General features: G+C 64.8%; 20 protein-coding genes and 1 pseudogene. 14 read left to right on the top strand and 7 right to left on the bottom strand.

Annotated elements, in window-relative coordinates:
* Window positions 1–172 precede the first annotated feature (172 nt).
* Complete coding sequence (locus MJ601_RS10205) at window positions 173–865, bottom strand: Bax inhibitor-1/YccA family protein (RefSeq protein ID WP_242126187.1); 693 nt, start codon at window positions 863–865, stop codon at window positions 173–175.
* Between the two features lie 494 nt (window positions 866–1,359).
* Here MJ601_RS10205 and MJ601_RS10200 point away from each other — a divergent pair, with 494 nt between their 5' ends.
* The 5 genes from MJ601_RS10200 (at window position 1,360) to MJ601_RS10180 (ending at window position 6,678) form a co-directional block, all read left to right on the top strand.
* A complete protein-coding gene (locus MJ601_RS10200; RefSeq protein ID WP_242125964.1) occupies window positions 1,360–2,889 on the top strand; it encodes a cysteine--tRNA ligase in 1,530 nt (509 codons plus the stop codon).
* Window positions 2,890–2,989: 100 nt separating this feature from the next.
* Entirely contained in the window at window positions 2,990–3,358 is a 369-nt protein-coding gene (locus MJ601_RS10195) for a Rap1a/Tai family immunity protein (protein WP_491572906.1), read from the top strand.
* A 206-nt stretch (window positions 3,359–3,564) separates the two neighbouring features.
* Window positions 3,565–4,935 carry a class II 3-deoxy-7-phosphoheptulonate synthase gene (locus MJ601_RS10190; protein ID WP_242125960.1) on the top strand — a complete coding sequence of 457 codons (1,371 nt, stop codon included), beginning with the start codon at window positions 3,565–3,567 and terminating at the stop codon, window positions 4,933–4,935.
* A 156-nt stretch (window positions 4,936–5,091) separates the two neighbouring features.
* Complete coding sequence (locus MJ601_RS10185; protein ID WP_242125958.1) at window positions 5,092–5,817, top strand: cupin domain-containing protein; 726 nt, start codon at window positions 5,092–5,094, stop codon at window positions 5,815–5,817.
* Between the two features lie 111 nt (window positions 5,818–5,928).
* Window positions 5,929–6,678 (top strand): ParA family protein, encoded by a 750-nt coding sequence (locus MJ601_RS10180; protein ID WP_242125955.1) that lies wholly within the window; start codon window positions 5,929–5,931, stop codon window positions 6,676–6,678.
* 129 nt (window positions 6,679–6,807) lie between these two features.
* Here MJ601_RS10180 and MJ601_RS10175 read toward each other — a convergent pair whose 3' ends face one another.
* Both MJ601_RS10175 and MJ601_RS10170 read right to left on the bottom strand, forming a co-directional pair.
* Window positions 6,808–9,096 (bottom strand): putative bifunctional diguanylate cyclase/phosphodiesterase, encoded by a 2,289-nt coding sequence (locus MJ601_RS10175; protein ID WP_242125953.1) that lies wholly within the window; start codon window positions 9,094–9,096, stop codon window positions 6,808–6,810.
* 161 nt (window positions 9,097–9,257) lie between these two features.
* Complete coding sequence (locus MJ601_RS10170) at window positions 9,258–10,979, bottom strand: fatty acyl-AMP ligase (RefSeq protein ID WP_242126184.1); 1,722 nt, start codon at window positions 10,977–10,979, stop codon at window positions 9,258–9,260.
* Between the two features lie 198 nt (window positions 10,980–11,177).
* Between MJ601_RS10170 and MJ601_RS10165 the strand changes: the two genes are divergently transcribed.
* The 4 genes and pseudogenes from MJ601_RS10165 to MJ601_RS22025 all read left to right on the top strand — a co-directional run.
* Complete coding sequence (locus MJ601_RS10165) at window positions 11,178–11,702, top strand: regulatory protein RecX (RefSeq protein ID WP_242125952.1); 525 nt, start codon at window positions 11,178–11,180, stop codon at window positions 11,700–11,702.
* Between the two features lie 63 nt (window positions 11,703–11,765).
* The gene (locus MJ601_RS10160) at window positions 11,766–12,290 is read left to right on the top strand and encodes a DUF192 domain-containing protein (RefSeq protein ID WP_242125950.1); all 525 of its coding nucleotides are present in this window, start codon (window positions 11,766–11,768) and stop codon (window positions 12,288–12,290) included.
* Window positions 12,291–12,336: 46 nt separating this feature from the next.
* Entirely contained in the window at window positions 12,337–12,735 is a 399-nt protein-coding gene (locus tag MJ601_RS10155; protein ID WP_242125948.1) for an NADH:ubiquinone oxidoreductase subunit NDUFA12, read from the top strand.
* Window positions 12,732–13,133: pseudogene (locus MJ601_RS22025) on the top strand (DUF2155 domain-containing protein); the annotation flags it as partial. The gene MJ601_RS10155 and the pseudogene MJ601_RS22025, both read left to right, overlap by 4 nt.
* A 35-nt stretch (window positions 13,134–13,168) precedes the next feature.
* On the opposite strand, the gene aat reads toward MJ601_RS22025, so the two are convergent.
* Window positions 13,169–13,924 (bottom strand): leucyl/phenylalanyl-tRNA--protein transferase, encoded by a 756-nt coding sequence (gene aat, locus MJ601_RS10145; protein ID WP_348635569.1) that lies wholly within the window; start codon window positions 13,922–13,924, stop codon window positions 13,169–13,171.
* Between the two features lie 449 nt (window positions 13,925–14,373).
* Here aat and MJ601_RS10140 point away from each other — a divergent pair, with 449 nt between their 5' ends.
* A complete protein-coding gene (locus MJ601_RS10140; protein ID WP_242125944.1) occupies window positions 14,374–15,288 on the top strand; it encodes a hypothetical protein in 915 nt (304 codons plus the stop codon).
* 2 nt (window positions 15,289–15,290) lie between these two features.
* Window positions 15,291–15,821, top strand: a complete 531-nt coding sequence (locus MJ601_RS10135; protein ID WP_242125942.1) for a hypothetical protein — start codon at window positions 15,291–15,293, stop codon at window positions 15,819–15,821.
* 416 nt (window positions 15,822–16,237) lie between these two features.
* Here the strand turns inward: MJ601_RS10135 and sdhA are convergent, their stop codons facing one another.
* From sdhA to sdhC, 3 genes are read right to left on the bottom strand one after another with little or no spacing between them, the layout of a single operon-like run.
* Window positions 16,238–18,040 (bottom strand): succinate dehydrogenase flavoprotein subunit, encoded by a 1,803-nt coding sequence (gene sdhA / locus MJ601_RS10130; protein WP_242125940.1) that lies wholly within the window; start codon window positions 18,038–18,040, stop codon window positions 16,238–16,240.
* The gene (sdhD, locus tag MJ601_RS10125; RefSeq protein WP_242125938.1) at window positions 18,040–18,429 is read right to left on the bottom strand and encodes a succinate dehydrogenase, hydrophobic membrane anchor protein; all 390 of its coding nucleotides are present in this window, start codon (window positions 18,427–18,429) and stop codon (window positions 18,040–18,042) included. Before sdhD ends, sdhA begins: the two co-directional genes overlap by 1 nt.
* Complete coding sequence (gene sdhC / locus MJ601_RS10120) at window positions 18,429–18,761, bottom strand: succinate dehydrogenase, cytochrome b556 subunit (RefSeq protein ID WP_491572904.1); 333 nt, start codon at window positions 18,759–18,761, stop codon at window positions 18,429–18,431. The genes sdhD and sdhC overlap by 1 nt, the downstream gene beginning before the upstream one ends.
* A 281-nt stretch (window positions 18,762–19,042) precedes the next feature.
* Between sdhC and MJ601_RS10115 the strand changes: the two genes are divergently transcribed.
* From MJ601_RS10115 to MJ601_RS10105, 3 genes are all read left to right on the top strand, one after another.
* Window positions 19,043–20,374 (top strand): methyl-accepting chemotaxis protein, encoded by a 1,332-nt coding sequence (locus MJ601_RS10115; RefSeq protein WP_242125935.1) that lies wholly within the window; start codon window positions 19,043–19,045, stop codon window positions 20,372–20,374.
* A 121-nt stretch (window positions 20,375–20,495) separates the two neighbouring features.
* Window positions 20,496–21,599: a 50S ribosomal protein L11 methyltransferase gene (locus MJ601_RS10110; RefSeq protein WP_242125933.1), complete on the top strand. Its 1,104-nt coding sequence runs from the start codon at window positions 20,496–20,498 to the stop codon at window positions 21,597–21,599.
* Between the two features lie 54 nt (window positions 21,600–21,653).
* Window positions 21,654–22,373 (top strand): dienelactone hydrolase family protein, encoded by a 720-nt coding sequence (locus MJ601_RS10105; protein WP_242125931.1) that lies wholly within the window; start codon window positions 21,654–21,656, stop codon window positions 22,371–22,373.
* Window positions 22,374–22,534: the final 161 nt, after the last annotated feature.

Raw genomic sequence — 22,534 nt, 5'->3', positions numbered from 1 at the left:
TAGCCAATCCCTAAAGCATCATGCCGCCAAGGCAAGTCGGCTGCCTGCTCGCCAAAACAAGTGGGCGCCCCAACGCCGAAGCACCGGGACGCCCCTTATTGGCAGTCGTTTTCAGGGCCTAAACTCACCGATGGCGCGTTCGAGGCGCCATTTACGCCGTAGCTGTTCGACCTTATTCGCGCTCGCCGGTCAGGCTGAGGAGCATCTGGAACAGGTTGACGAAGTTCAGGTAGAGCGACAGCGCGCCCATGACCTGCATCTTCTCCGCCACCTCATGGCCGGCATAGGCGAAATATTCCGACTTGATGCGCTGCACGTCCCAGGCGGTCAGGCCGGTGAACACCACCACGCCAATGATCGAGATCACCATCGCCATGGCCGACGAGCCGATGAAGATGTTGATCAGGCTGGCGACCAGGATACCGATCAGGCCCATCACCAGGAACGACCCGAATTTCGACAGGTCGCGCCCGGTCGTATAGCCCCACAGCGCCATGGCGAGGAACATCACCGCGGCCGAGAAGAAGGCCTGCGCGATGGACCCGCCGGTGAAGATCAGGAAGACGCTGGCCAGCGACACGCCCATCACCGCCGAAAAGGCGTAGAAGGCCATGCGCGCGCCCGCGGTCGTCATCCTGTCGATGCGGAAGCTGAAGAAGAACACGAAGGCGAGCGGCGCGAAGATCGCCACCCATTTGAGGGGCGTGCCGAAGATCGCGGCGGCCAGCGCCGGCGTGTTGCCGATGAAGGCGGCGACCAGCCCGGTAATGACCAGGCCGATGCCCATATTGCGGAAAACGCCCAGCATGTGCGCGCGCAGGCCGGCATCGGTCTGCGCCGTCTGGCTCGCACCATAGCCCGGCATACGAACGGGATTGTTCACGGCGTTGATACTCCATCCAAACATCAGTTACGGCCAGAAGCCGAGGGATCGAGTGGCCCGGCGCGGTCTTCGTAAAGTCTAGAGAGGGGGATAAAGACTCAACGAACCTGCACCGAGCACACTCGATGCGGTCCGACATCACGGCTGGAATGTCATACATGTCCAACCGCCAGAGGGGCCCGGCCCGCACGAGCAATATCGGTGGGACAACGCGCCAGCGCAAGGGGTGGAGCCAGCGATCGGCCCATCAGCAACGATTTGTTACAATTCCCTGCGTTCGAGAGAGGCTCGCGCAGAGGCGCAGAGGACATGGAGTGGATTTCGCCGCGGCGCGATCTACCCGGCCGGCCTGAAACCGGTCAGCACCGTTTGGCAGCGGCGATTTGCGCACTCTGCGCCTCTGCGCCTCTGCGCGCAAAAGAATCCCCCCTCCGCCCCGTTGACGCCCGCCCCGAACCGCCGCATGGCTCTGCGCCATGAGCGACCAGTTCACCCCCGCCCAGCAGCATGCCGACGCCCCCCTGCGCCTGTTCAACAGCCTGACCCGCACGGTCGAGCCTTTCGCGCCGATCGAGCCGGGCCATGCCCGCGTCTACAGCTGCGGCCCGACGGTCTATAATTATGCCCATCTCGGCAATCTGCGCGCCTATGTCTTCACCGACACGCTGCGCCGCACGCTGCTGTGGAAAGGCCTTGCCGTCACCCATATCATCAACATCACCGATGTCGGCCATCTGACCAGCGACGCCGACGCGGGCGACGACAAGATGGAGGCGGCCGCCCGCGCCCAGGCGAAAAGCATCTGGGACATCGCGGCCCATTATACCGAGGCGTTCAAGCGGAACATCGCCGATCTCAACATCATGCCGCCCAGCGAATGGACGGTCGCGACCGACTATGTGCCGCAGATGATCGCCTTCGCGGAAAGGATCGCGCCCGCGCACTGCTACGAACTGGAAACCGGTCTCTATTTCGACAGCAGCACCGTCCCCGATTATGGCGCGCTCGCCGGGGGCCGCGACGACGCCGCCCATGCCCGCATCGATCCGGTCGCTGGCAAGCGCAACCCTTCCGACTTCGCCATCTGGCGCAAATCCCCGCCGGGCGAGCAGCGCCAGATGGAATGGGACTCTCCCTGGGGCAAGGGGGCGCCGGGCTGGCATCTGGAATGCTCGGTGATGAGCGAGGCGCGGCTTGGCCATCCCTTCGACATCCACACCGGCGGCATCGACCATCGCGAAATCCACCACCCCAATGAAATCGCCCAGAATCAGGCATTTCACGCTTGCTGCGGCGAACCGAACGCCGCCACCGCAGGCTTCACCGGCGCCCGATGGTGGATGCACAACAACTTCCTGGTCGATCGTCAGGGCAAGATGAGCAAGTCCAAGGGCGGCTTCACCACCCTTTTCTCGCTGATCGACGCGGGCGTGCACCCGCTGGCCTATCGCCTGCTGTGCCTGGGTGCCCATTATCGCAGCGAACTGGAGTTCAGCGCGGACGGCGTCGCTGCTGCCCTCACCCGCCTCAAGCGCCTCGTCATGGGTGTGGAAAATCTCAAGGCCCGCGCCGAAGGCATCACCTGGCAATCATCCGACCTGGCTTTCCTCCGCGCCAACCTCCACCCCAGTCTCGTCCCGCTGCTCGAACAGTTCGATGCCGCGATCAGCGACGACCTCATGACCCCACGCGCCCTCCCGCTGCTGGAAGAGACGATCGGGCTCAAGAAAGTCCCGGTCGACGAAAAGCTTTGCCTGCTGGCCGCGTTCGACCAGGCGCTCGGCCTCGACCTGCTGACGGTCAGCCGCGCCGACCTGCGCGTCCAGCCCAGGGACGCCGCCATCACGCCGCAGGAGATCGAAGCCGAACTCGACCGCCGCCAGGCCGCCCGCGCCGAAAAGGATTTCGCGCTGTCCGACGAAATCCGCGACGCGCTGATCGCCCGCGGCGTCGAGGTGATGGACGGCGATCCGCTACGCTGGGACTGGCGCCTGGGGCTGGGCTAGGGCAGCCTTTCCTCAAAAAGTTCCGTGCAAAGAGCCGGAATGTGCGTAGGATCGGCCAGCCGGTTTGGACAGACCGGCCGGAAACGGGCAGGTTCCGCACATGCTCAAATATGCGGCGGCAGCGATCATCGCGCTCGGCAGCGCATCGGCACTGCCCGTTGCTGCACCTGCTCAAAGCTATATGTTCGAGACGGGCAATACCCTGCTCGCCAAATGCCGCAACAAGGCGCCCGAATATGCGCTCGCCTGTACCGCCTATATCGTGGGGGCGGTGGACGGCATCAAGAAGGACGTCTTCATCGGCCGCGCCCGCCCCAATTGCTGGCCCGCCCAGATGGACGCGGAAGAGGTGAAACGCGTCGTCATCGCCTATCTGAACCGCTATCCCGACCAGCGAAACGCACCCGCTTCCGTGCTGGTCAGCGTCGCGCTCAACGAACATTATCCCTGCGACAAATCACCCGGATAGTCCCGGCCTCGTGAAATCTCATTGGCGCGGAATGCGCTTCGCCCCCTGCGCCCCTGCGCGAACGAAATGAACAGCAAATGTGCGCGACGGGTCCGCACCAGGGCGCCAGAAGAGGGGAATGTAGCCCCTCCCATGCTATAAACTTGCGCAGCCCCCTACATCAGCGTAGGTGCGGCGCCTATTTTATCGTTTTTGGGAGACTCAAAGTGGCGGCGAAGTGGACGCCGGAAAGCTGGCGGGAGCATAAGGGCATTCAGATGCCCGTCTATCGGGATGCCCAGGCGCTTGGCGCGGTGGAGGCACAGCTCAGCCAGTTTCCCCCGCTCGTCTTTGCCGGCGAGGCGCGCAGCCTGAAGGCCGAACTCGCCAGGGTCACTGCCGGAGAGGCGTTCCTGCTGCAGGGCGGCGACTGCGCCGAAAGCTTCGCCGAGTTCCACCCGAACAATATCCGCGACACCTTCCGCGTGCTGCTCCAGATGGCGGTGGTGCTGACCTTCGCCTCCAAGCTGCCGATCGTGAAGGTCGGCCGCATGGCGGGCCAGTTCGCCAAGCCGCGCTCCGCCGATACGGAGACGATCGGCGGCGTGGAACTGCCCAGCTATCGCGGCGACAATGTCAACGACATCGCCTTCACGCCCGAAGCGCGCGAACCCGACGCAGGCCGCATGATCCGCGCCTATAACCAGTCGGCGGCGACGCTCAACCTGCTGCGCGCCTTCTCGACCGGTGGCTATGCCAGCCTGGACCGCGTCCATGGCTGGATGCTGGATTTCATGGGCCGGAGCCCGCTCGCCGCCAAGTTCGACGCTGTCGCCGACCGGATCGGCGAGGCGCTGGACTTCATGCGCGCCTGCGGCCTGTCGCCCGACACCGTACCGCAACTGGGCGGGACCAGCTTCTACACCAGCCATGAAGCGCTGCTGCTTCCCTATGAGCAGGCGCTGACCCGGCAGGATTCGCTGACCGGCGACTGGTACGATACCTCCGCGCACATGCTGTGGATCGGCGACCGCACGCGGTTCGAGGGGTCGGCGCATGTCGAATATCTGCGCGGCATCGGCAATCCGATCGGCATGAAGTGCGGCCCCAGCCTGGAGCCGGACGCGCTGATCCGCCTGCTGGACGTGCTGAACCCGGCGCGTGAGGCGGGGCGCATCACGCTCATCACCCGCTATGGCCATGACAAGATCGAGGCGGGCCTGCCCAAACTGGTCCGCGCGGTGCTGCGCGAAGGTCATCCGGTGGTCTGGTCCTGCGACCCGATGCACGGCAATGTCATCAAGGCGGCCAATGGCTACAAGACCCGCCCCTTCGACCGCATCCTCGCCGAAGTGCGCGGCTTCTTCGCCGTGCACCGCGCCGAGGGCAGCTTCGGCGGCGGCATCCATGCCGAAATGACCGGCCAGAACGTGACCGAATGCACCGGCGGCGCCATCGCCATCACCGATGAAGGTCTGGCGGATCGCTACCACACCCATTGCGATCCGCGCCTCAACGCCGCGCAGAGCCTGGAACTGGCTTTCCTGCTCGCGGAGATGCTGAACGAGGAACTGAAGGAACGCCGCGCCGCGGCCTGATCCTTTAACACCAGAAAGAATATCCCGCCGCGCGAATGGCTCGCGGCGGGATTTTTTATGGCACATTCCCCCGCGCCATCCCGCACCTTGAGCGGAATATGTCGCTCCTGCCGGTCTAAAACCGAAAGCCAGTTTCTCACCGGACAGGGAATCCTCATGCCGCAAGCCTTGGACCTCGCCACCCGCAGCTTCCGCGACCTGCGCGCCTTTGCGGAGAGCGCAGCGATCCCCGCCGACACCCATGGCGATCCCTTTCTCGCCAGCCGCGCGGCGCTCGACCTGCCCGAAGGCCCCGTCTCGATCGACCTCGTCCTGCTGCCGCAGGGCCGTGGCCGCGTCGAGGCGCTGCCCGACGACGAATTCCTCATCCTCCTCGACGGCGCGCTGACAATCGAAGGCGCGGACAAGACCATCCAGCTCGCCGCCAGCCAGAGCGCCGTCATCACCAGGGGCACCGGCTTCACCTGGTCGTCGCGCGAAGGCACCCGCCTCATCGCCATGCGCCGCATCGGCAGTCCGGACGCCGCGCCCGCCATCATCCCCATCGACGAAGCCGCCGCGCTGGAACCCTCCGGCGCGCCGCTGGCCGAACTGCTGGTCGGCCCCGCCCCCAGTTGCCGCAACTTCACCGATTATCGCTCGGCCGACACGGAATTCGTCTGCGGCACCTGGGATTCGACGCCCTATCACCGCCTTTCCATGCCCTATCGCCATTATGAGCTGATGCACCTGCTGGAAGGCAGCGTCACCTTCGTCGATGGCGACGGACGGACAGGCACTTTCCGCAAGGGCGACATCTTCTTGGTCGAACAGGGCGCGCATTGCAGCTGGGACAGCCGCGAGCAGGTCAAGAAGGTCTACGCCATCTACCGCCCCGCCTGACAGGCTCCCGGCGGACAGGCCGCGCCCGCCGGGGCACGGCCTGTCACAACTGCGTAACAATGCCGTGATTTCCACCCTTGCTTTGGCGGCACAGCAAGATAGCCTCCGCTCATGGCAAAGGAACCGGCATTGGCGACCATCGCCGTCTACAGCCTCAAGGGGGGCGTGGGGAAAACCACCTTCGCGATCAACCTCGCCTGGGCATCCGCAAGCATCTCGAAGCGGCGCACGCTGCTCTGGGATCTCGATCCGCAGGCGGCGGCGAGCTGGCTCATTTCCACCGAAGCCGAAAGCCGCGACGCGGCGCAGGCGATCTTCAGCAAGGATGTCGAGGTCCGCAGGCTGATCCAGCCCTCGACCGTACCCGGCCTCGACCTGATCGCCGCCGACACGTCGCTGCGCAGCCTCGACCATCTCTTCCGGGAGATGGACAAGAAGAAGCGGCTCGCCAAGCTGATCGACACACTGGGCCGCGATTATGACCGCATCATCCTCGATTGTCCGCCGGGCCTCACCGAAACCAGCGAACAGGTGCTGCGGGCGGCGGACATGATCGTGATCCCGGTGATCCCCTCCCCTCTCGCCCAGCGCGCCATGGGGGAGGTCGCCCGCTATCTGGTGCAGCGCGGCGGCAGCCACCCGCCGATCATGCCGGTCTATTCGATGGTCGACCGCCGCCGCGCCCTGCACCGCGCCGCTCTGGAAGGACAGCCCGGCTGGCCCGCCATTCCCATGGCCAGCGCCGTCGAACAGATGGCGGTGCGCCGCAAGCCGCTGGGCGCCTTCGCGGCATCGTCGCCCCCGGCCCAGGCCTTTGCGGGCCTGTGGACCACCGTCGAAAGGCAGCTTCGAAGCATTTAGAATATCGTGCGCAAAAGTGGGAACCGGCTCTGCGCCTGAAAGGATGCGAAAGCAAAAGCCGGAGTGTGCGACCTGCGTCCGGCTTGACGCATCGCCCTCTCGATCATGATCCGATCAGGTCGAAACGGATCAGGCGCGCGCGCGAAGCTGATCGGGCGGGAACAATCCCGCCGCGTCCTTGGCGGGCATGGGGCGCCCGAAATAATAGCCCTGCACCTTGTGGCAGCCCAGGCGCCGGACCATGGCCAGTTCGACCTCGGTCTCCACCCCCTCGGCCGTCGTCGCCATGCCCAGGCTGTCCGCCAGCGTCACCACCGCGCGGATGATCGCCAGACTCTCGGCCTTGTTGTTCGACGCCCCCACCACGAAACTGCGGTCGATCTTGATCGTGTCGAACCGCGTGCGGCTCAGATAACCCAGCGAGGAATAGCCCGTCCCGAAATCGTCGAGCGACAGTTGCACCCCCAGCCCGCGCAACTGATCCAGAATCTTGAGCGCCCCGCTGTCGGCATTGACGAACACGCTTTCAGTGACTTCCAGCTCCAGCCGCCGCGCCTCCAGCCCGCTCTGCGCCAGCGCGGACACCACCGCCCCGACAAAGCTCGGATGCCCGAGCTGCTCGGCCGACACATTGACCGCGATCCGCACCGGATCGGGCCAGCGCGCCGCCTCCAGACATGCCGTCCGCAGCACCCATTCGCCGATCGGCCCGATCAGCCGCGCTTCCTCCGCCACCGGCACGAACTTAGCCGGGGAGATCGCCCCCATTTCGGGGTGGGTCCAGCGGACCAGCGCCTCGAACCCGACGATGGTGCCGCCTTCCGCCTCCACCACCGGCTGGAACAGCACATGCAGCTGGTCCTGCTCCAGCGCGTCGCGCAGCGCCAGTTCCAGCTTCCGCCGCTCCTCCGCCTGGGCATGGAGCTGCGGCTCATAGGCGCAATGCACGCCCCCGCCCTCGCTCTTCGCCCGATAGAGCGCCAGATCGGCGCTGCGGATCAGGGCTTCGGGCTCGCTGCCGTCCTGCGGCGACACCGCCGAGCCGACCGACGCCCCGACATAGAGCGTATGTTCATCGACCTGATAGGGCGCGGACAGCCCGCTGATGATATGGCCCGCCAGCTTGCCGATGCCGCGATTCTCCCCCAGCGTGGGGATCACCACGGCAAATTCGTCACCGCCGATGCGCCCGCAAAATTCGCTGCCCGAACAGATATGCCGCAACCGCCGCGCCACCTGTGTCAGCAGCTTGTCGCCGATCTGGTGGCCCAGCGTGTCGTTGACCGCCTTGAACCGGTCGAGATCGATCATCAGGAAGGCGCAACCTGCCGCCCGGCCCCGCGCCGCCGCCATCGCCTTGTCCAGCACGTCGCGCAGATGCGCGCGGTTAGGCAGGCCGGTCAGCGGATCGAAACGGGCAAGCTGGGCGATGCGGTCGGCCGACTCCCTTTGTTCGGTGACGTCCGAACCCACCCCCCGGAAACCCAGGAATGTGCCCTGTTCGTCATAGCGCGGCGAAGCCGACAGCTCCCACCAGCGCGCCTCGCCCTTCGCCTCGACGGGCAGGACGATGTTGCTGAAGCTTTCGCGCCGCTTCAGATGATCCGCCAGGCTGTGCAGGGCCGTCGGGAACAGCCCGCTTTCCCACGCGCTGCCGGCCAGCAGCTGCACCAGCAGCATGCCTTCGACTTCGATCGGGGTGCGGCCCAGCATCTCGGCCAGCCGCGGCGACACGCCGTTCAGCCGCCGCGCCGGGTCCGTCTGCCACAGCCAATCGGACGCGCCATGCTCATATTCGCGCAGCAGCAGGCTCACCACCTCGCTCTTTTCCTCCAGCTCGACGCTGGTGCTGTGCTGCCGGGCGAAGGTCCGCGCATAGATGAAACAGCCGACCAGCAACGACAGCGCGTAGCTGGTGGCCAGCGCCAGCAGCGGCAACTGCCCCGGCTCGTCGAACATGAAGGGCAAGCCGGCGATGCAGGGCAGCAGAAAGCCGGTCGCCGCCAGCGGCGTGGCGGCAAAGCTGATCGCGCCGCAAACCATGATGCAGCTGATGAGCGTCCAGTGCGCCACCAGTTGCGCCTCGCCATGATGGGATGACAGGGACATCATGCAGAAGGCCCAGACCAGCCCATGCAACAGGCCCGTCAAGCCATGCATCCGCAGATCGGCGGCCGTCACCTCCGACCCCCGCCGCCTCCGGCCCAGAATGGCGCACAGCGTCGTCGATGCGGCCAGCGCGGCGCTCCACAGCGCCAGGCGCGGCGCGGAACCATGATGGCCGAACACCTGCCAGAGGAAGATGAGGCCGAAGACATTCATCGCCAGCCGCAACAGGGCCACCGTGTCGGCGGATCGGAGCTGGGCCGCCAGAACGCGCTCGGTGGCTTCGTCCGGCGCGGCCACAAGCCCCATCATCGCCCGCAGCGATACCCGCTCCCCGGGGAGCCGTTCAGAGGATTGCCCTTGCCCGCGTTTCACCCTGCCGGGTTATCAGCAACCGGTTATCAATCCGTAACCGCTTGGCGCCGGGAAAGGGGGATGGTCCGCCATTCCAACATCCTGCCCCCGGTAAATATTCAGGCAGCGATGTCGTAAGGCCGGATTTCCCCGGTCAGATAGAGGTTGCGCGCCTTCGACCGGCTGAGCTTGCCCGAACTGGTGCGCGGCAAGGTGCGCGGCGGCACCAGCTCGACCACGCAGTTCATGCCGGTGATCGCCCGGACCCGCTCGCGAATCTGGTCGCGCAGGCGGGTACGCTCGTCATTGTCGGAGGTGCGGCAATGCACCAGGACGGCGGGCGCTTCCTCGCCGCCCGGCGTGGTGATGGCGAAGGCGGCGATGTCGCCCTGCTTGAAGCCGGGGAGCTGCTCCACCGCCCATTCGATATCCTGCGGCCAGTGATTCTTGCCGTTGATGATGATCATGTCCTTGGCGCGGCCGACGATATAGAGATAGCCGTCGCTGAGATATCCCATGTCGCCCGTGTCCAGCCACCCGTCGACCATGCAGGCGTCGGTCGCCTCCTGGTCGCGGAAATAGCCGACCATCAGCGACGGCCCGATGGTCCACACCTTGCCGATCTGCCGCTCATGGAGCTTCGCGCCGTCCTCGTCGCGTATCTCCACGATCATGTCACGGGCAGGCTTGCCGCAGTTGACGATCGAGCGGAAGCGCTGCGGGCGGCCCTCGGTCGCGTCGCCGCCGGACAGGTCGGTTTCCTCGACCAGCTCGACGATGATGCCCTCCCCCGGCGGCATGATGGTGACGGCCAGCGTCGCTTCGGCCAGGCCATAGCTCGGCAGGAAGGCCTTGGGGCTGAAGCCCGCGTCGCCGAACGCATCGACGAAGCTCTGCATCACGTCGGGGCGGATCATGTCCGCGCCGTTGCCCGCCAGCCTCCAGCGCGACAGGTCGAAGCGATCCGCCGCCTTGGTCTGGCTCGACATGCGCCGCGCACAGATGTCGTAGCCGAAGGTCGGCGAATAGCTGATCGACGTGCCCTCGTTGCGGCTGATGAGGTCCAGCCATGCCAGCGGACGGCGGGCGAAATCCTCGGTCTTCATATAATCGGTCGACACCTGGTTGGCGACGACCGACAGGAAGCAGCCGACCAGCCCCATGTCATGATACCAGGGCAGCCAGCTGATGCAGCGGTCGCTATCCTGCAATTCCATGCCGTGGCTGTGCGCCGCCAGGTTACTCAGCAGCGCATGGTGCGTCACCGCCACGCCATGGGGGAAGCGGGTCGAGCCGCTCGAATATTGCAGATAGGCGATTTCCTGCGCCTGCGCCTGCGGCAGATCGCAGGGCACGGCCTCGCGCGCGATGAAATCCTCGAAGGCGATGCTCTCGACCTTCTTCTGGCGGCCGGATTCCCCCGCCATCTCCTCCAGTTCCTTGGGGAAGAGGAACAGCATCGGGTCGCAGCTCGAAAGCTGGACATTGAGCTGGTCGATATAGCTTTCCTTGCCGCCGAAACTGGTCGGCAACGGCAGCGGCACCGGCCAGCCGCCCGCATAGACGATGCCGAAGAAGAGCATCGCGAAATCCGGGCCCGTCTCCGCCACCAGCGCCACGCGATCCTGCGGCTTCACGCCATGGGCGATCAGCCGGTAGGCGCAGGCGATGGCATCCTCGCGCAGTTCGCTGAACGGGTAGGGTCGCGCCAGATTCCCGCGCGCATCATGGAAATTCAGCCCACGCCGCCCGGCCGCGGCATAGTCCAGCGCTTCGCCCAGCGTTTCGAAATCCGAAAACCGGCGGGGCAGATCGTCGTTGGTCGGCGTCGGTGCCATCATGCTTTGCGAACCCGTCATATTGGTGTCACCCAATGTCTTGATTGTCATCATCGTCATATCCGGGCGGGCCGCTAACAGCTTTAAAGCGGTTTTGCACCGGATAGTTTCATTCCAGCCTGGGCTTCTACCCCAAAAGGGGCGGTAAAATTCCGGCCCGACTGTGGCATAATCAAGGCGCAGCAGGCATGAACCATTGCCATGACCGGGAAACGCCCTCCGCCCCCCCTCGATGAAGATGCCCTGCGCGATCTCGCCCTGCGCTATGTCGGCCGTTTCGCGACCAGCCGCGCCAGGCTGCTCGCCTATCTCGACCGCAAGATCCGCGAACGCGGCTGGGCCGGAGAGAAGCCCGCCGACGCGCGGGCGCTGGTCGATCGCTTCTCCGATCTTCGCTATGTCGACGATGCGGGCTACGCCGCGAGCAAGAGCGCCTCGCTCGCCCGGCGCGGCTATGGCGCGCGCCGCGTCGCCGAAACGCTGCGCGCCGACGGCATAGCCGAGAGCGATCGCGAAGAGGCCGACGCGCACGCTGCATCGGAAAGCTGGGCCGCCGCCGACCGCTTCGCCCGTCGCAAGCGCATTGGCCCCTATGCGCTGGAACGGCCCGATCCCAGGCAGCGCGAAAAATGGATCGCCGCCTTCCTGCGCGCGGGGCACAGCCATGCCACCGCCCGCCGCTGGGCCGATGCCGCGCCGGGCGACGTGCCGGAAAGGGACGAGTAGGCCGGAAAGGGAGGAGTAGATGGAGGATCGACCAACGCCCCGCCCATGGGCTAGCTCTACGCCATGAAGCGCCTCCTCCTCCTCCTGCCGCTCGCCCTGCTGGCCGCCTGCTCCTCCTCCGCCCCCCAGGCCGGAAACGCGACCGCCGCGACCGCCCGGCCCAGCCTCCTCCCCCTCATGATCCGCACCGCCCGGGGCGACCGCCGCTTCGATGTCGAGCTCGCCCTCACCGAAAGGCAGCAGGAACAGGGCCTCATGTTCCGCAAGCGGCTCGACGCCGATTCCGGCATGCTCTTCCCGATGGACCCGCCCCGCACGGCAAGCTTCTGGATGAAGAACACGGTGATCCCGCTCGACATGCTGTTCATCCATACCGACGGCAGCATCGCCTTCCTGAAGGCGAACGCGCAGCCCTATTCGCGCGAGCCGGTGTCCGCGGGCATCCCGGTCGCCGCCGTGCTCGAACTGCGCGGCGGCCGCGCGGCGGAACTCGGCATCCGGGAGGGGGATCGCGTCCGCTGGGGGCCCTGCGCCGTTCCCGGCCCGCCGCAGCCCCGCGACAGCCTCAATTTCTGCCCTGCCGAGTAGAACATGCCTTGCCAAGCGCCAGCCGCAGCGGGTAAGCGCTTCGCCCATGGGAATCCTTGGCAAGATCTTTACCTGGTGGGATGGCGCGACCATCGGCACCGCGCTCTACACCTCCCGCAAGGGCACGAAGGTCGGTGAGGACCATCAGGGCAATGTCTATTATGAGGGCGGCAAGGACCCCAATGGCCTGACCCGCCGCTGGGTCATCTATAACGGCCCCAATGACGCCAGTCGCGTCCCCGCCGAATGGCATGGCTGGCTGCACCATTCGATCGAGGGCGCGCCGGAAAGCTTCCTGCCCCCGCCGCGCATCTGGGAAAAGGACTTCACCCCCAACGCCACCGGCACGCCCCAGGCCTATCGGCCGTCGGGCGCGCTGGAAAAGGGCGGCCTGCGCCAGAAGGCGACCGGCGACTATGAGGCGTGGAGCCCCGACGCATCATGACCCTGCGCCCGGCGGGACGTCTCCTGCCGATTCTCGGCTGCACCCTGATTCTGGCCGGCTGCGGCGGCGACGACCTGCCCACCCAGAACCAGACCGGTCCCGTCCGCATAGAGGGCCAGAAGATCCGCGACGGCGGCGCATCGGCGCTGACCGGAACGCCGATGAATGAACGGGTGGCGGTGATCGGCCTGCTCAACAAGCGCAACGGCATCACCACCGACCTCAAGATGAAGCCGGGCGAGGCATTGCGCGTGGGCGACGCCATCGTCCGCCTCCAGGCGTGCGAGACCACCGCCCCCTGGGAAAATGTGCAGGAAACCGGCGCCTTCGTTCAGCTCGACGTGCGCAGTTCCGCCGACAATAAGTGGCGCCGCAATTTTTCCGGCTGGCTGTTCCTCAACCGGCCCGACCGCAATGTGGTGCAGCACCCCATCTACGACGTCTGGGTCAGAAGCTGCACGATGTCCTGGCCCGAAACCGGCCCCGACACGGTGAAGCTGGGCGACAAGGGCGACGCGCCCGCCGCCGGCGGATCGCCCGCGAGCGGCGAAAACGCCAGTTCCGCCCAGATACCCGATCCACCGGTGAGCACGGCCCGCCCGGCCCCCAGCGCCACGCCGTCGAGCACGCCCGACAAGGACTGAAGATAGTCGCGCTGGCTGATCTCGATCGCGCCCAGCGATCGCAGATGGTCGGTCATGAACTGGCAGTCGAGCAGGGTGAAGCCGCCGAAGCGCATCCGCGCCGTCAGCCAGGCCAGGGCCACTTTCGACGCGTCGGTCCGCCGCGACACCATGCTCTCGCCGAAGAACGCCCGCCCCAGCGCCACGCCATAGAGCCCGCCAACCAGCTCCTCGCCTTCCCACACCTCGACGCTGTGGGCGAAGCCGATCTCATGCAGATGCCGGTAGGCGCGCTCGATCGGATGGTTGATCCAGGTCGAGGGCCGGTCCGGCGCCGCCTCGGCGCAGAGCCGGACGATCCCGCCGAAATCGCGATTGGCGGTGACGCGGAACTGCTCGCGCCGGATGGTCTTGGCCAGCGAATGCGAGATATGGAAGCCATCCAGCGGCATGATCGCACGCCGCTTCGGCTCGATCCAGTAAACCTCGTCCGCCTCACGGTCATCGGACATCGGAAACACACCGATGGCATAGGCCTGCAGCAGGACCAGCGGATCAATCGTCATCAACGAAAGACTTAACGCGGGAAGGGGTGCCGCGCCAGTGGGACTTTCACGCCCCGCAGCCATCCCGACAAAGGCGGAAATAGCCGGAATGAGTGGAAAGCGGGGGGTTCAGGTTAGCAGTCTTCCCGACCGGTATGCGCCACCTTCAGACGTAGGTGACTACAGAACCTCGCCCGCAAAGCGGACACAGCTGAAAAGAGAGAACGCTGTTGAGCGAAGCCGAAGTCTGCTATGAAATGGCGAAAAGGCGTCGATTATTGCCCACGTGTTGAGCATTGACCAACATACCGTCCATCATAGGAGGCCCCGTTGTGGGCACCGCAGCCTAGCCCAAACGGCGTCCACCGCGAAGTCGCCCTCGCGATCATCGTCAGCATTATGGTCGAAACGTTCGTTGAACTTGTCGTCGTCTCTTGCTTTGATGCGGAGAACGAAACGGGGGTGTCGGAATGGCGAGTGCGATTGGCATACGGGGTTATTTGGTGACGGCCCACAAAAAGGGCGACAAGGCCGTACTGTCGTTCGACGCTGACGAATTTAATGTCAAACCGTCGCAGTTTTTCACGAATTTTGTCGCTGGCCATGCCGCCGTCGTCCAGAACGACGAAAAGGAACGAAGCTGGTATTTCGAAGAACGCGAAGGCGATGGCGAAGGCAGCAGTCGAGGTTACACGCACTACGGCACGTTTGGCTTTGAAAGCAATTTCGTAGATAGCAAAACGAAGGCGAAAAATTATCGCCGTAAAGTCGATGACATTGAAGAAATCCCGCTCTTTTACGAGTATTGGAGGCCGGAAGGCGCCGACCTTTGTTTCGCCGCGTTTCAGTCGTTCCAAGGCCGGTCGTGCATCAAACTCGTCATGGATCAGGCCCAAGAGGAATTTGCCGCGATCAACCCCGGCTATATCCTGAAATTTCGGAAGCTGCTGCCAAGCGAAGGTAGCAGTCTCTACAGCAAAGCGCCCGTGAGGCGGCTTCGCCTCATAAAACGCAATGCGCCGCAAGACGTGACCGACCGCTTCCTTGGCAGGCGAGTGCCGGACAAAGTGAATTTCGAAATTAGCATGTCCACGAACCGCAACAAGATACTCGGATCGTTCAGAGAGGTAACCGGAGCGTTGAGGAAGAACGATGCTGGATTAGTTCTACATGATGGTATCGAATTTTCTGAAGTTTACGCCGACGTAAAAATTGGCGGGAAGTATCGTCCCGTTGGCGTATTCGGCAGCGATTCAAATGCAGGCGTTATCGACATTACCGAAGACATAGTTCGTGGCGCGGACGGCCATCCAACATTTGAATCTTTGACGAAGCAATGCGATAAAATATTGTTGGATTTCTACGAAGTTTTGACTAATAAATAATTATGAAGATCAACGTTTCATCTATAGTGAGGGATCACTTCGAAACCCTGTATGATAGCAGGAGAAATAGTGCGTCATTATCCGACGTTGCGATATTTTACATAGTTCCTGTCATTGCGGCGGTTTCTTCATACTATTTTCAGATGAAACTTGATGCGAATGCTTACAATATTTCGGTGACATTCTTCGGTATTTTCATCGCTTTGATATTGAATATCCAAGTGGCAATGTTTTCTATCTTCCAACGGAAATGGGAAATGCCTTCGGACAAGCGCGTTGCGGCATCGTTGGCTAATACGTTAGCCGACCGTAAGACGTTGCTCATCGAATTGAATGCCAACTTGTCCTATCTCATCCTCGTTTGCTGCGTGGCGTTAGTGCTTTCGCTACTGTCGTTCATCAGGTCGTTCGATAACTGCGTCATTCCGGCAGCGATGGTGTTTATCTACGCGCACTTCCTGCTGACGCTGCTGATGGTTGTTAAGCGCGCCCATGCGCTGTTCCATAAGGAATATCGCGACAGCCCCAATTAACGTTATGGCGGAACCTCCGTACGCCTTAATCGCGAGTGGCAGCAAACCGACCCTACAACCCTAAACCCGACATTCCGCTACCGGCCAAGCTTCGCTATCGTCCCACTATAACTTGCGCTCATTCGTGACAAAGCAACAGGCCCATCTGAGCGCCATATGGTGGTCGTGAACAGGCCCGTCATTTTCCGCTGTCCTACAATGCCCCCTCCACGCTAGGCTCCACCCGGCTCTTTGAAAATTTAACATAATGCGTTGGAAGCCAGACCCGGAAAGGACGGTTTCCCGTACCTCCATCGTGTCACTTGTGTCACCCGAATCCTATCGGGATCGCGTCACGCCGGCGACCGCGCTGAAAGGAAAGAAAAAGGGCGGAACCTTCCGGCCCGCCCTTCCCTTTGTCTCGCTGACAGCGCGCCTCAGTAAACGCGCGCCTTCGGCTTGATATATTCCGCCTCGTCGGTCAGCGTGTAATCGTGCACCGGACGGTAATCGAGCGTCACCTTGCCGCTCTTGCCGCCCCAGCCCTCGAACCAGCTGACGGTGTGCTTCATCCAGTTCTCGTCGTCGCGGTTCGGGAAATCCTCATGCGCATGCGCGCCGCGGCTTTCCTTGCGGTTTTCCGCGCTGACCATGGTGCAGACCGCCTGGCTCATCAGATTGTCCAGCTCCAGCGTTTCGATGAGGTCGGTGTTCCAGATCAGCGAGCGGTCGGACACGCCCACATCCTGCATGCTGGCATTGACCTGCGCCATCTTGGTGACGCCCTCGGCCAGCAGCGCGCTGTCGCGGAACACGGCGGCATGCTTCTGCATGGTGTGCTGCATTTCCAGGCGGATCTTCGCCGTCGGCGATCCGCCCTTGGCGTTGCGGTAGTGATCCAGGCGCCCCAGCGCCAGATCGGCCGAATCCTGGGGCAGCGGACGATGCGATCCGTTGGGCTTGATCGTTTCCTTGAGGTGCAGGCCGGTCGCGCGGCCGAAAACGACAAGGTCGATCAGCGAGTTGGAGCCCAGGCGGTTCGCGCCATGCACCGACACGCAGGCCGCTTCGCCGACCGCATAGAGGCCCGGCACCACGACTTCCGGATCGTCGCCGACCTTCGTCACCACCTGCCCATGATAGTTACAGGGGATGCCGCCCATATTGTAGTGGACGGTCGGCGTCACCGGCAGCGGCTGACGGGTCAGGTCGACGCCCGCGAAGATCTTGCCGCTCTCGGTGATGCCCGGCAGGCGCTCGGCCAGCACCTTGGGATCGATATGGTCGAGGTGCAGGAAGATATGGTCCTTGTTCGGACCCACGCCACGCCCTTCGCGCATCTCCATCGCCATCGAGCGCGACACGACGTCGCGCGACGCCAGGTCCTTCGCCGACGGGGCATAGCGCTCCATGAAGCGCTCGCCCTCGGAGTTGGTGAGATAGCCGCCCTCGCCGCGCGCGCCTTCGGTGATGAGCACGCCCGCGCCGTAGATGCCGGTCGGGTGGAACTGCACGAACTCCAGATCCTGGAGCGGCAGCCCCGCGCGCAGCACCATGCCGCCGCCGTCGCCGGTGCAGCTATGCGCCGAAGTCGCGGAGAAATAGGCCCGGCCATAGCCGCCCGTCGCCAGCACGACCGCATGACTGCGGAAGCGGTGGATCGATCCATCTTCCATGCAGATGGCGATCACGCCCCGGCATTCGCCATTTTCCATGATGAGGTCGATGGCGAAATATTCGATGTAGAAATCCGCGTCATATTTCAGCGACTGCTGGTAGAGCGCGTGCAGCATGGCATGGCCGGTGCGGTCGGCCGCCGCGCAGGTGCGCTGCACCGGCGGCCCGGCGCCCATATTCTGCATGTGGCCGCCGAAGGGCCGCTGGTAGATGGTGCCATTGTCGTTGCGGCTGAACGGCACGCCGGCATGTTCCAGCTCGATCACGGCCGCGGGCGCCTCGCGCACCATATATTCGATCGCGTCCTGGTCGCCCAGCCAGTCCGACCCCTTGACGGTGTCGTACATGTGCCAGGTCCAGTGGTCGGGCGAGTTGTTGCCCAGCGACGCGGCGATGCCGCCCTGCGCCGCCACGGTGTGGCTGCGGGTCGGGAACAGCTTGGTGATGCAGGCGGTCTTGAGACCCGCCTCGGCGCTGCCCATGGTGGCGCGCAGACCGGAGCCGCCAGCACCCACGACGACCGTGTCGTAGCTGTGGTCGATGATCTTGTAGGCTTCGCTCATTATTTGACGATCCCCGTGAAGGCGATCTTGGCGATCGCGAAGACGCCCGCGGCCGCGCCGCCCAAGGCATAGAAGTTCAGCAGCAGCATGGAGAGGAAGGCCAGGCCCTTGTCATGGACATAGTCCTCCAGCATCACCTGCATGCCCAGGCGCAGGTGCCAGAAGATGCTGACGATCATCAGCATCAGCGGCACGGCGACCAGCGGATGGGCGATCCAGTTGTGCACGCTCTGATAGTCGAGGCCCGGCAGGGCGATCAGGCTGAACAGCAGCCACAGCACCAGAGCCAGGTTGCCGACGGCGGTATAGCGCTGCGCCAGCCAGTGATGCGCGCCGTGACGGGCCGAGCCCAGGCCACGGACGCGGCCGATTCCGGTTCCGGTTCCCATCAGAATTTCCCCGTGCAGATCGCGGCCCAGAAGGCGATGGTGAGGAGCGTCGAGAAGACGAAGGTCAGCACCGACCAGCTCTTGTTGTTCTTCAGCTCATAGCCCGCGCCCATGTCGAGCACGAAATGGCGCAAGCCGGAGCAGAGATGCTGGAAGAAGAACCAGCTCAATCCCGCCATCACCAGATAGCCGACGGGCGAAGTGGCGCACTTCACGAAGGTCGCATAGGCTTCCGGCCCGGATGCGGCGGCCATCAGCCACCAGACCAGTCCCAATGCGCCCACGGTCGCCAGACCGTTGCCGGTCACGCGGTGCATGATGGAAACGGCCATGGCTGGCCCCCATTTCCAGATCGTCAAATGCGGCGAGAGCGGCCGGCTCGTGGTTCGCGCCATATCTTCCCTACGTCCCTGATGTTTGTCCCTCGAGTCCCGTCCCCTTAGGCACGAACGCCCCTCAGGGCAAGCCGCCCCGTTCGGGCGGTGAAAGGGTGGGACGAACGGGGCGGCACCCCGGCCATCCTCCCCGCAACGAACTTGTCTCTAAGAAGTAGTTAACCAAATGGCGCTATCAGGCGAAGGAGCAACGATAGAAATTTGGGGTTCTGCCGCACATGAATTCAGCCGCCACACCCAGAAGCGCCATTGCCGCCATGCTGAGGGAAATCGACGCCCATGGCGAGCTGGCAAGGGGCCTGCGCGAGGTCCGCGACCTCGTGGGCGACAGCGCCAATGTGGCGGCCCGCACCTTTTACGACTCCTATGTCGAGCAGACCGGCCTCAAGTCGAAACTGAACCCGGCCACGCTGGCGAAGATCGAGACGGAGGCGCATGAATATGTGCGCCAGAAGCTGGGCTTCTACGAGGCGGGCGAATGGGCCATGTCCTCGGTCGCCTGCGTGCGCCACGCCCGCAAGCACGGCGCCACGCTGCGCGCCGTCCTGGTGCCGGTCACCGCCGCCAATGAAAAGCTGGTCGACCTGATCTGGGAACGGACGACGGACGGTCCGGAACGCCGTCGCCTGGTCCATATCATGACGCAGGCGGGCATGGCCGACGCGGGCCTGATGGCCAATGTGATCGCAGGCGACGAGGCGGAAGCCCAGCGCAATGAGCGGCAGCGTTTCAGCACCATGTTCGAACAGCGGATCATGGGGGAGATTGACGGCGCATCGCAACTGGGCGAATCGCTGCGCGAACAGGCGAAGGACGCCTCCGCCGCCACGCGCGGCATGTTGGGCAAGGCCTCCGAAGTCGCCGCCGCGGCCGAACAGTCGGCCCTTGCCATGCGCGAAGCGGCCCGCACCTCCGCCGGGCTGATCCGCGCGATCGAGGATGCCCGGACCGAAGTCGAAAGCGCCGCCGGGGTCGCCCAGCGCGCCGCGCGCCAGTCGGGGGATGCGGTCGCCATGTCGGCGACGCTGTCCGAACATGCGAAATCGATCGAATCGATCCTTGGCCTGATCCGCGATATCGCCGGGCAGACCAACCTTCTCGCCCTCAACGCCACGATCGAGGCCGCCCGCGCGGGCGATGCCGGACGCGGCTTCGCGGTGGTCGCGCAGGAGGTGAAGAGCCTCGCCAACCAGACCGCCCGCGCCACGGACGAGATTGCGGGGAAGATTGCCGACATCCAGGCGTCGACCCGCCAATCGGTGGAAACCAACGAACGCATCCGCGACACGGTGGGGGAAGTCCAGTCCAGCGCCGAGCGCATCCGCCACGCCATGGACGCCCAGGCGCAGACCGTGACGATGATCACGGCCGCCGTCGACGAAACCGCGCTCGCCGCCGACTCCATGTCCTCGACCATCAGCGCGATCCGTCAGGACACCGAAGTCGTCGCTTCCGAAATCGACCAGCTCGAGCGGGGCTTCATGAGCGTGGAGGGCAAGCTCTCCAGCCTGCGCATGGCCTCTTCCGAATTCGGCAAACAGGTCGCCTGACGCCCGTCTGGCCCCTCCCGGCGCGACAGCGTCGTGGCGAGGGCACCAGGGGGCGCACCATTTCCCCGCCCCGCCGACCGGCCGCTTCCCCTGCCACCTCCAAAGGTCTAAAGGCGGCGGCATGATCGACGAAGTCACCCCCGCCTCCCAGGACGCCGCTCCCCAGACCCCCACCCCGGCCACGATCCAGGCCCCCAACCCGGATGACGACCTGACCGGCGAAACCGGCGCCAGGGCCCAGAGCTGGAAAGTCACCCTGCCCTGCACCCGCGCCGAAGCCGAGGCACTGGACGGCGACATTGCCGCCTTCGCGCTGATGGACCGCCCACCCGTGCTGATGACCAGCGAGGCGGAGCCGGGTGGCGACGAAGGAAGCGGGCAGGACAGATGGCGCCTCGACGCCTATTTCGAGGGGCGGCCCAGCCCGGCGGCGATCAAGCTGTTGCGCACGCTCGTCCCCAGCGCCGCGGGGGTCAAGCCGCAGGTGGAGCAGCTTCCCGACGAGGATTGGGTGACGCTCAGCCAGCAGGGGCTGGAACCCGTCACCGCCGGGCGCTTCCATGTCCGCAACCTCGCCAGCGATCCGCAGCCGCCGGGTCATGTCAATTTCCTGATCGAGGCCAGCCGCGCCTTCGGTACGGGCCAGCATGAAACCACCGCAGGCTGCCTGACGATGCTCGACCGGATGCGGCGGATCGGCATGCGATTCGGCAATGTCGCGGACATCGGCACCGGCACCGGCCTGCTCGCCTTCGCGGCGCTGAACCTCTGGCCCCATGCCTATGCGACCGCGTCGGATATCGATCCCGTCGCCGTCGGGATCAGCGCGGAAAATGCCGCCGCCAACGCCATTCCCCTGGGCAAGGGTCAGGGCCAGCTCACGCTCTACACGGCGGCGGGCGTGGACCATCCCGCCATCGTCACCCGCGCGCCCTATGATCTCTTGATCGCCAATATCCTGGCGGGGCCGCTGATCGAACTCGCCCCGTCGCTCTGCGCGCTGGTGGAGGAAGGCGGCACGATCCTCCTCGCCGGGCTGCTGCGCGAACAGGCCGACGCGGTGCTGGCCGCCTATCGCGCCCAGGGCATGCGCCTGGCCGAACGCACCGACCGCGGCGACTGGCCGACGCTTCGCCTGCGCAAGCGCCCGCAGATCGGCTGGAAGCGCCCCCGGCGCATCGACGGCAATGCGCGGGGCGAGGCGCCCGGCCATGGCAGCATCTAGGGCCGATCGACATTCAGCCCTGGCAATCCTCTCCCTTTCCACAAGGAGCCGTCCATGAGCATCACTCGCCGCATCACCGTCCATGAAGGGCCGGGCGGAACCTTCGAAAGCATGGCGGTGTTCGACGATGCCGCCCCCGCCCCTCGCCCCGGCATCCTGCTCTTCCCCAATGTGCTGGGCACCAAGGAAGCCGATTTCGCCTATGCCGAAAGGGTAGCCGCACTGGGCTATGCCGTGCTGGTCGCCGACATGTTCGGCCAGGGCCGGCGCACCACCCGCGCCGATCCCGACATGGGCCGCTACATGGCGGAACTGAACGCCGACCGCGCTCTGCTACGCGACCGCGCCAACGCCGCCCATGCGCTGCTGAAATCGCTCGACGAAAGCGATCAGGGCCGCACCGCCGCGATCGGCTTCTGCTTCGGCGGCAAATGCGTGCTCGACCTCGCCCGCAGCGGCGCGGACATCGCAGGCGGCGTCAGCTTCCACGGCGTGTACGACGCCCCACCCTTCCCCTCTGCGGCCATCAGCGCGAAGCTGCTGGTCTGCCATGGCTGGGACGACCCGATCGCCCCGCCGGACGCGGCCGTCGCGCTGGCGAAGGAACTGACGGAGGCAGGCTGCGACTGGCAGATTCACGCCTACGGCCATACCGGCCACGCCTTCACCGACCATGATGCCAAAATGCCGGAAAGGGGCCTTGCCTATCAGCCCGACGCCGACCGCCGCAGCTTCCGCTCCATGGCCGATTTCCTGGGCGACCTCTGGGCCTGACCTCCGGGCCTGAACGCGCTCCGCCATTTTTTCCTGTCCTACAGGAAGGGCGGCGCGCTACACCCGCCAGGCTCTTTGAACATGTGCATCCCAGAGAGGGGAAATGACGGAAAACCGTCATTTCCCCACATGGCTATCGTGTCACCTATGTCACCCGGCGC

This window comes from Sphingobium trunci, from assembly GCF_022664535.1.
Taxonomy (GTDB): domain Bacteria; phylum Pseudomonadota; class Alphaproteobacteria; order Sphingomonadales; family Sphingomonadaceae; genus Sphingobium.
The sequence above is the reverse complement of the archived record's forward strand: the minus strand, read 5'-3'. Positions and strand labels throughout refer to the sequence as shown.

Excerpts from the sequence above, each read along its gene's own strand:
- MJ601_RS10115 (WP_242125935.1), top strand. The coding sequence starts at position 19,043 with ATGAATTCAGCCGCCACACCCAGAAGCGCCATTGCCGCCATGCTGAGG.
- MJ601_RS10155 (WP_242125948.1), top strand. The coding sequence starts at position 12,337 with ATGGGAATCCTTGGCAAGATCTTTACCTGGTGGGATGGCGCGACCATC.
- MJ601_RS10105 (WP_242125931.1), top strand. The coding sequence starts at position 21,654 with ATGAGCATCACTCGCCGCATCACCGTCCATGAAGGGCCGGGCGGAACC.
- MJ601_RS10200 (WP_242125964.1), top strand. The coding sequence starts at position 1,360 with ATGAGCGACCAGTTCACCCCCGCCCAGCAGCATGCCGACGCCCCCCTG.
- sdhC (WP_491572904.1), bottom strand. The coding sequence starts at position 18,761 with ATGGCCGTTTCCATCATGCACCGCGTGACCGGCAACGGTCTGGCGACC.
- MJ601_RS10185 (WP_242125958.1), top strand. The coding sequence starts at position 5,092 with ATGCCGCAAGCCTTGGACCTCGCCACCCGCAGCTTCCGCGACCTGCGC.
- MJ601_RS10175 (WP_242125953.1), bottom strand. The coding sequence starts at position 9,096 with ATGATGGGGCTTGTGGCCGCGCCGGACGAAGCCACCGAGCGCGTTCTG.
- MJ601_RS10165 (WP_242125952.1), top strand. The coding sequence starts at position 11,178 with ATGACCGGGAAACGCCCTCCGCCCCCCCTCGATGAAGATGCCCTGCGC.
- MJ601_RS10140 (WP_242125944.1), top strand. The coding sequence starts at position 14,374 with ATGGCGAGTGCGATTGGCATACGGGGTTATTTGGTGACGGCCCACAAA.
- sdhA (WP_242125940.1), bottom strand. The coding sequence starts at position 18,040 with ATGAGCGAAGCCTACAAGATCATCGACCACAGCTACGACACGGTCGTC.
- aat (WP_348635569.1), bottom strand. The coding sequence starts at position 13,924 with ATGACGATTGATCCGCTGGTCCTGCTGCAGGCCTATGCCATCGGTGTG.
- MJ601_RS10205 (WP_242126187.1), bottom strand. The coding sequence starts at position 865 with ATGCCGGGCTATGGTGCGAGCCAGACGGCGCAGACCGATGCCGGCCTG.
- sdhD (WP_242125938.1), bottom strand. The coding sequence starts at position 18,429 with ATGGGAACCGGAACCGGAATCGGCCGCGTCCGTGGCCTGGGCTCGGCC.
- MJ601_RS10180 (WP_242125955.1), top strand. The coding sequence starts at position 5,929 with ATGGCAAAGGAACCGGCATTGGCGACCATCGCCGTCTACAGCCTCAAG.
- MJ601_RS10160 (WP_242125950.1), top strand. The coding sequence starts at position 11,766 with ATGAAGCGCCTCCTCCTCCTCCTGCCGCTCGCCCTGCTGGCCGCCTGC.
- MJ601_RS10170 (WP_242126184.1), bottom strand. The coding sequence starts at position 10,979 with ATGATGGCACCGACGCCGACCAACGACGATCTGCCCCGCCGGTTTTCG.
- MJ601_RS10135 (WP_242125942.1), top strand. The coding sequence starts at position 15,291 with ATGAAGATCAACGTTTCATCTATAGTGAGGGATCACTTCGAAACCCTG.
- MJ601_RS10195 (WP_491572906.1), top strand. The coding sequence starts at position 2,990 with ATGCTCAAATATGCGGCGGCAGCGATCATCGCGCTCGGCAGCGCATCG.
- MJ601_RS10110 (WP_242125933.1), top strand. The coding sequence starts at position 20,496 with ATGATCGACGAAGTCACCCCCGCCTCCCAGGACGCCGCTCCCCAGACC.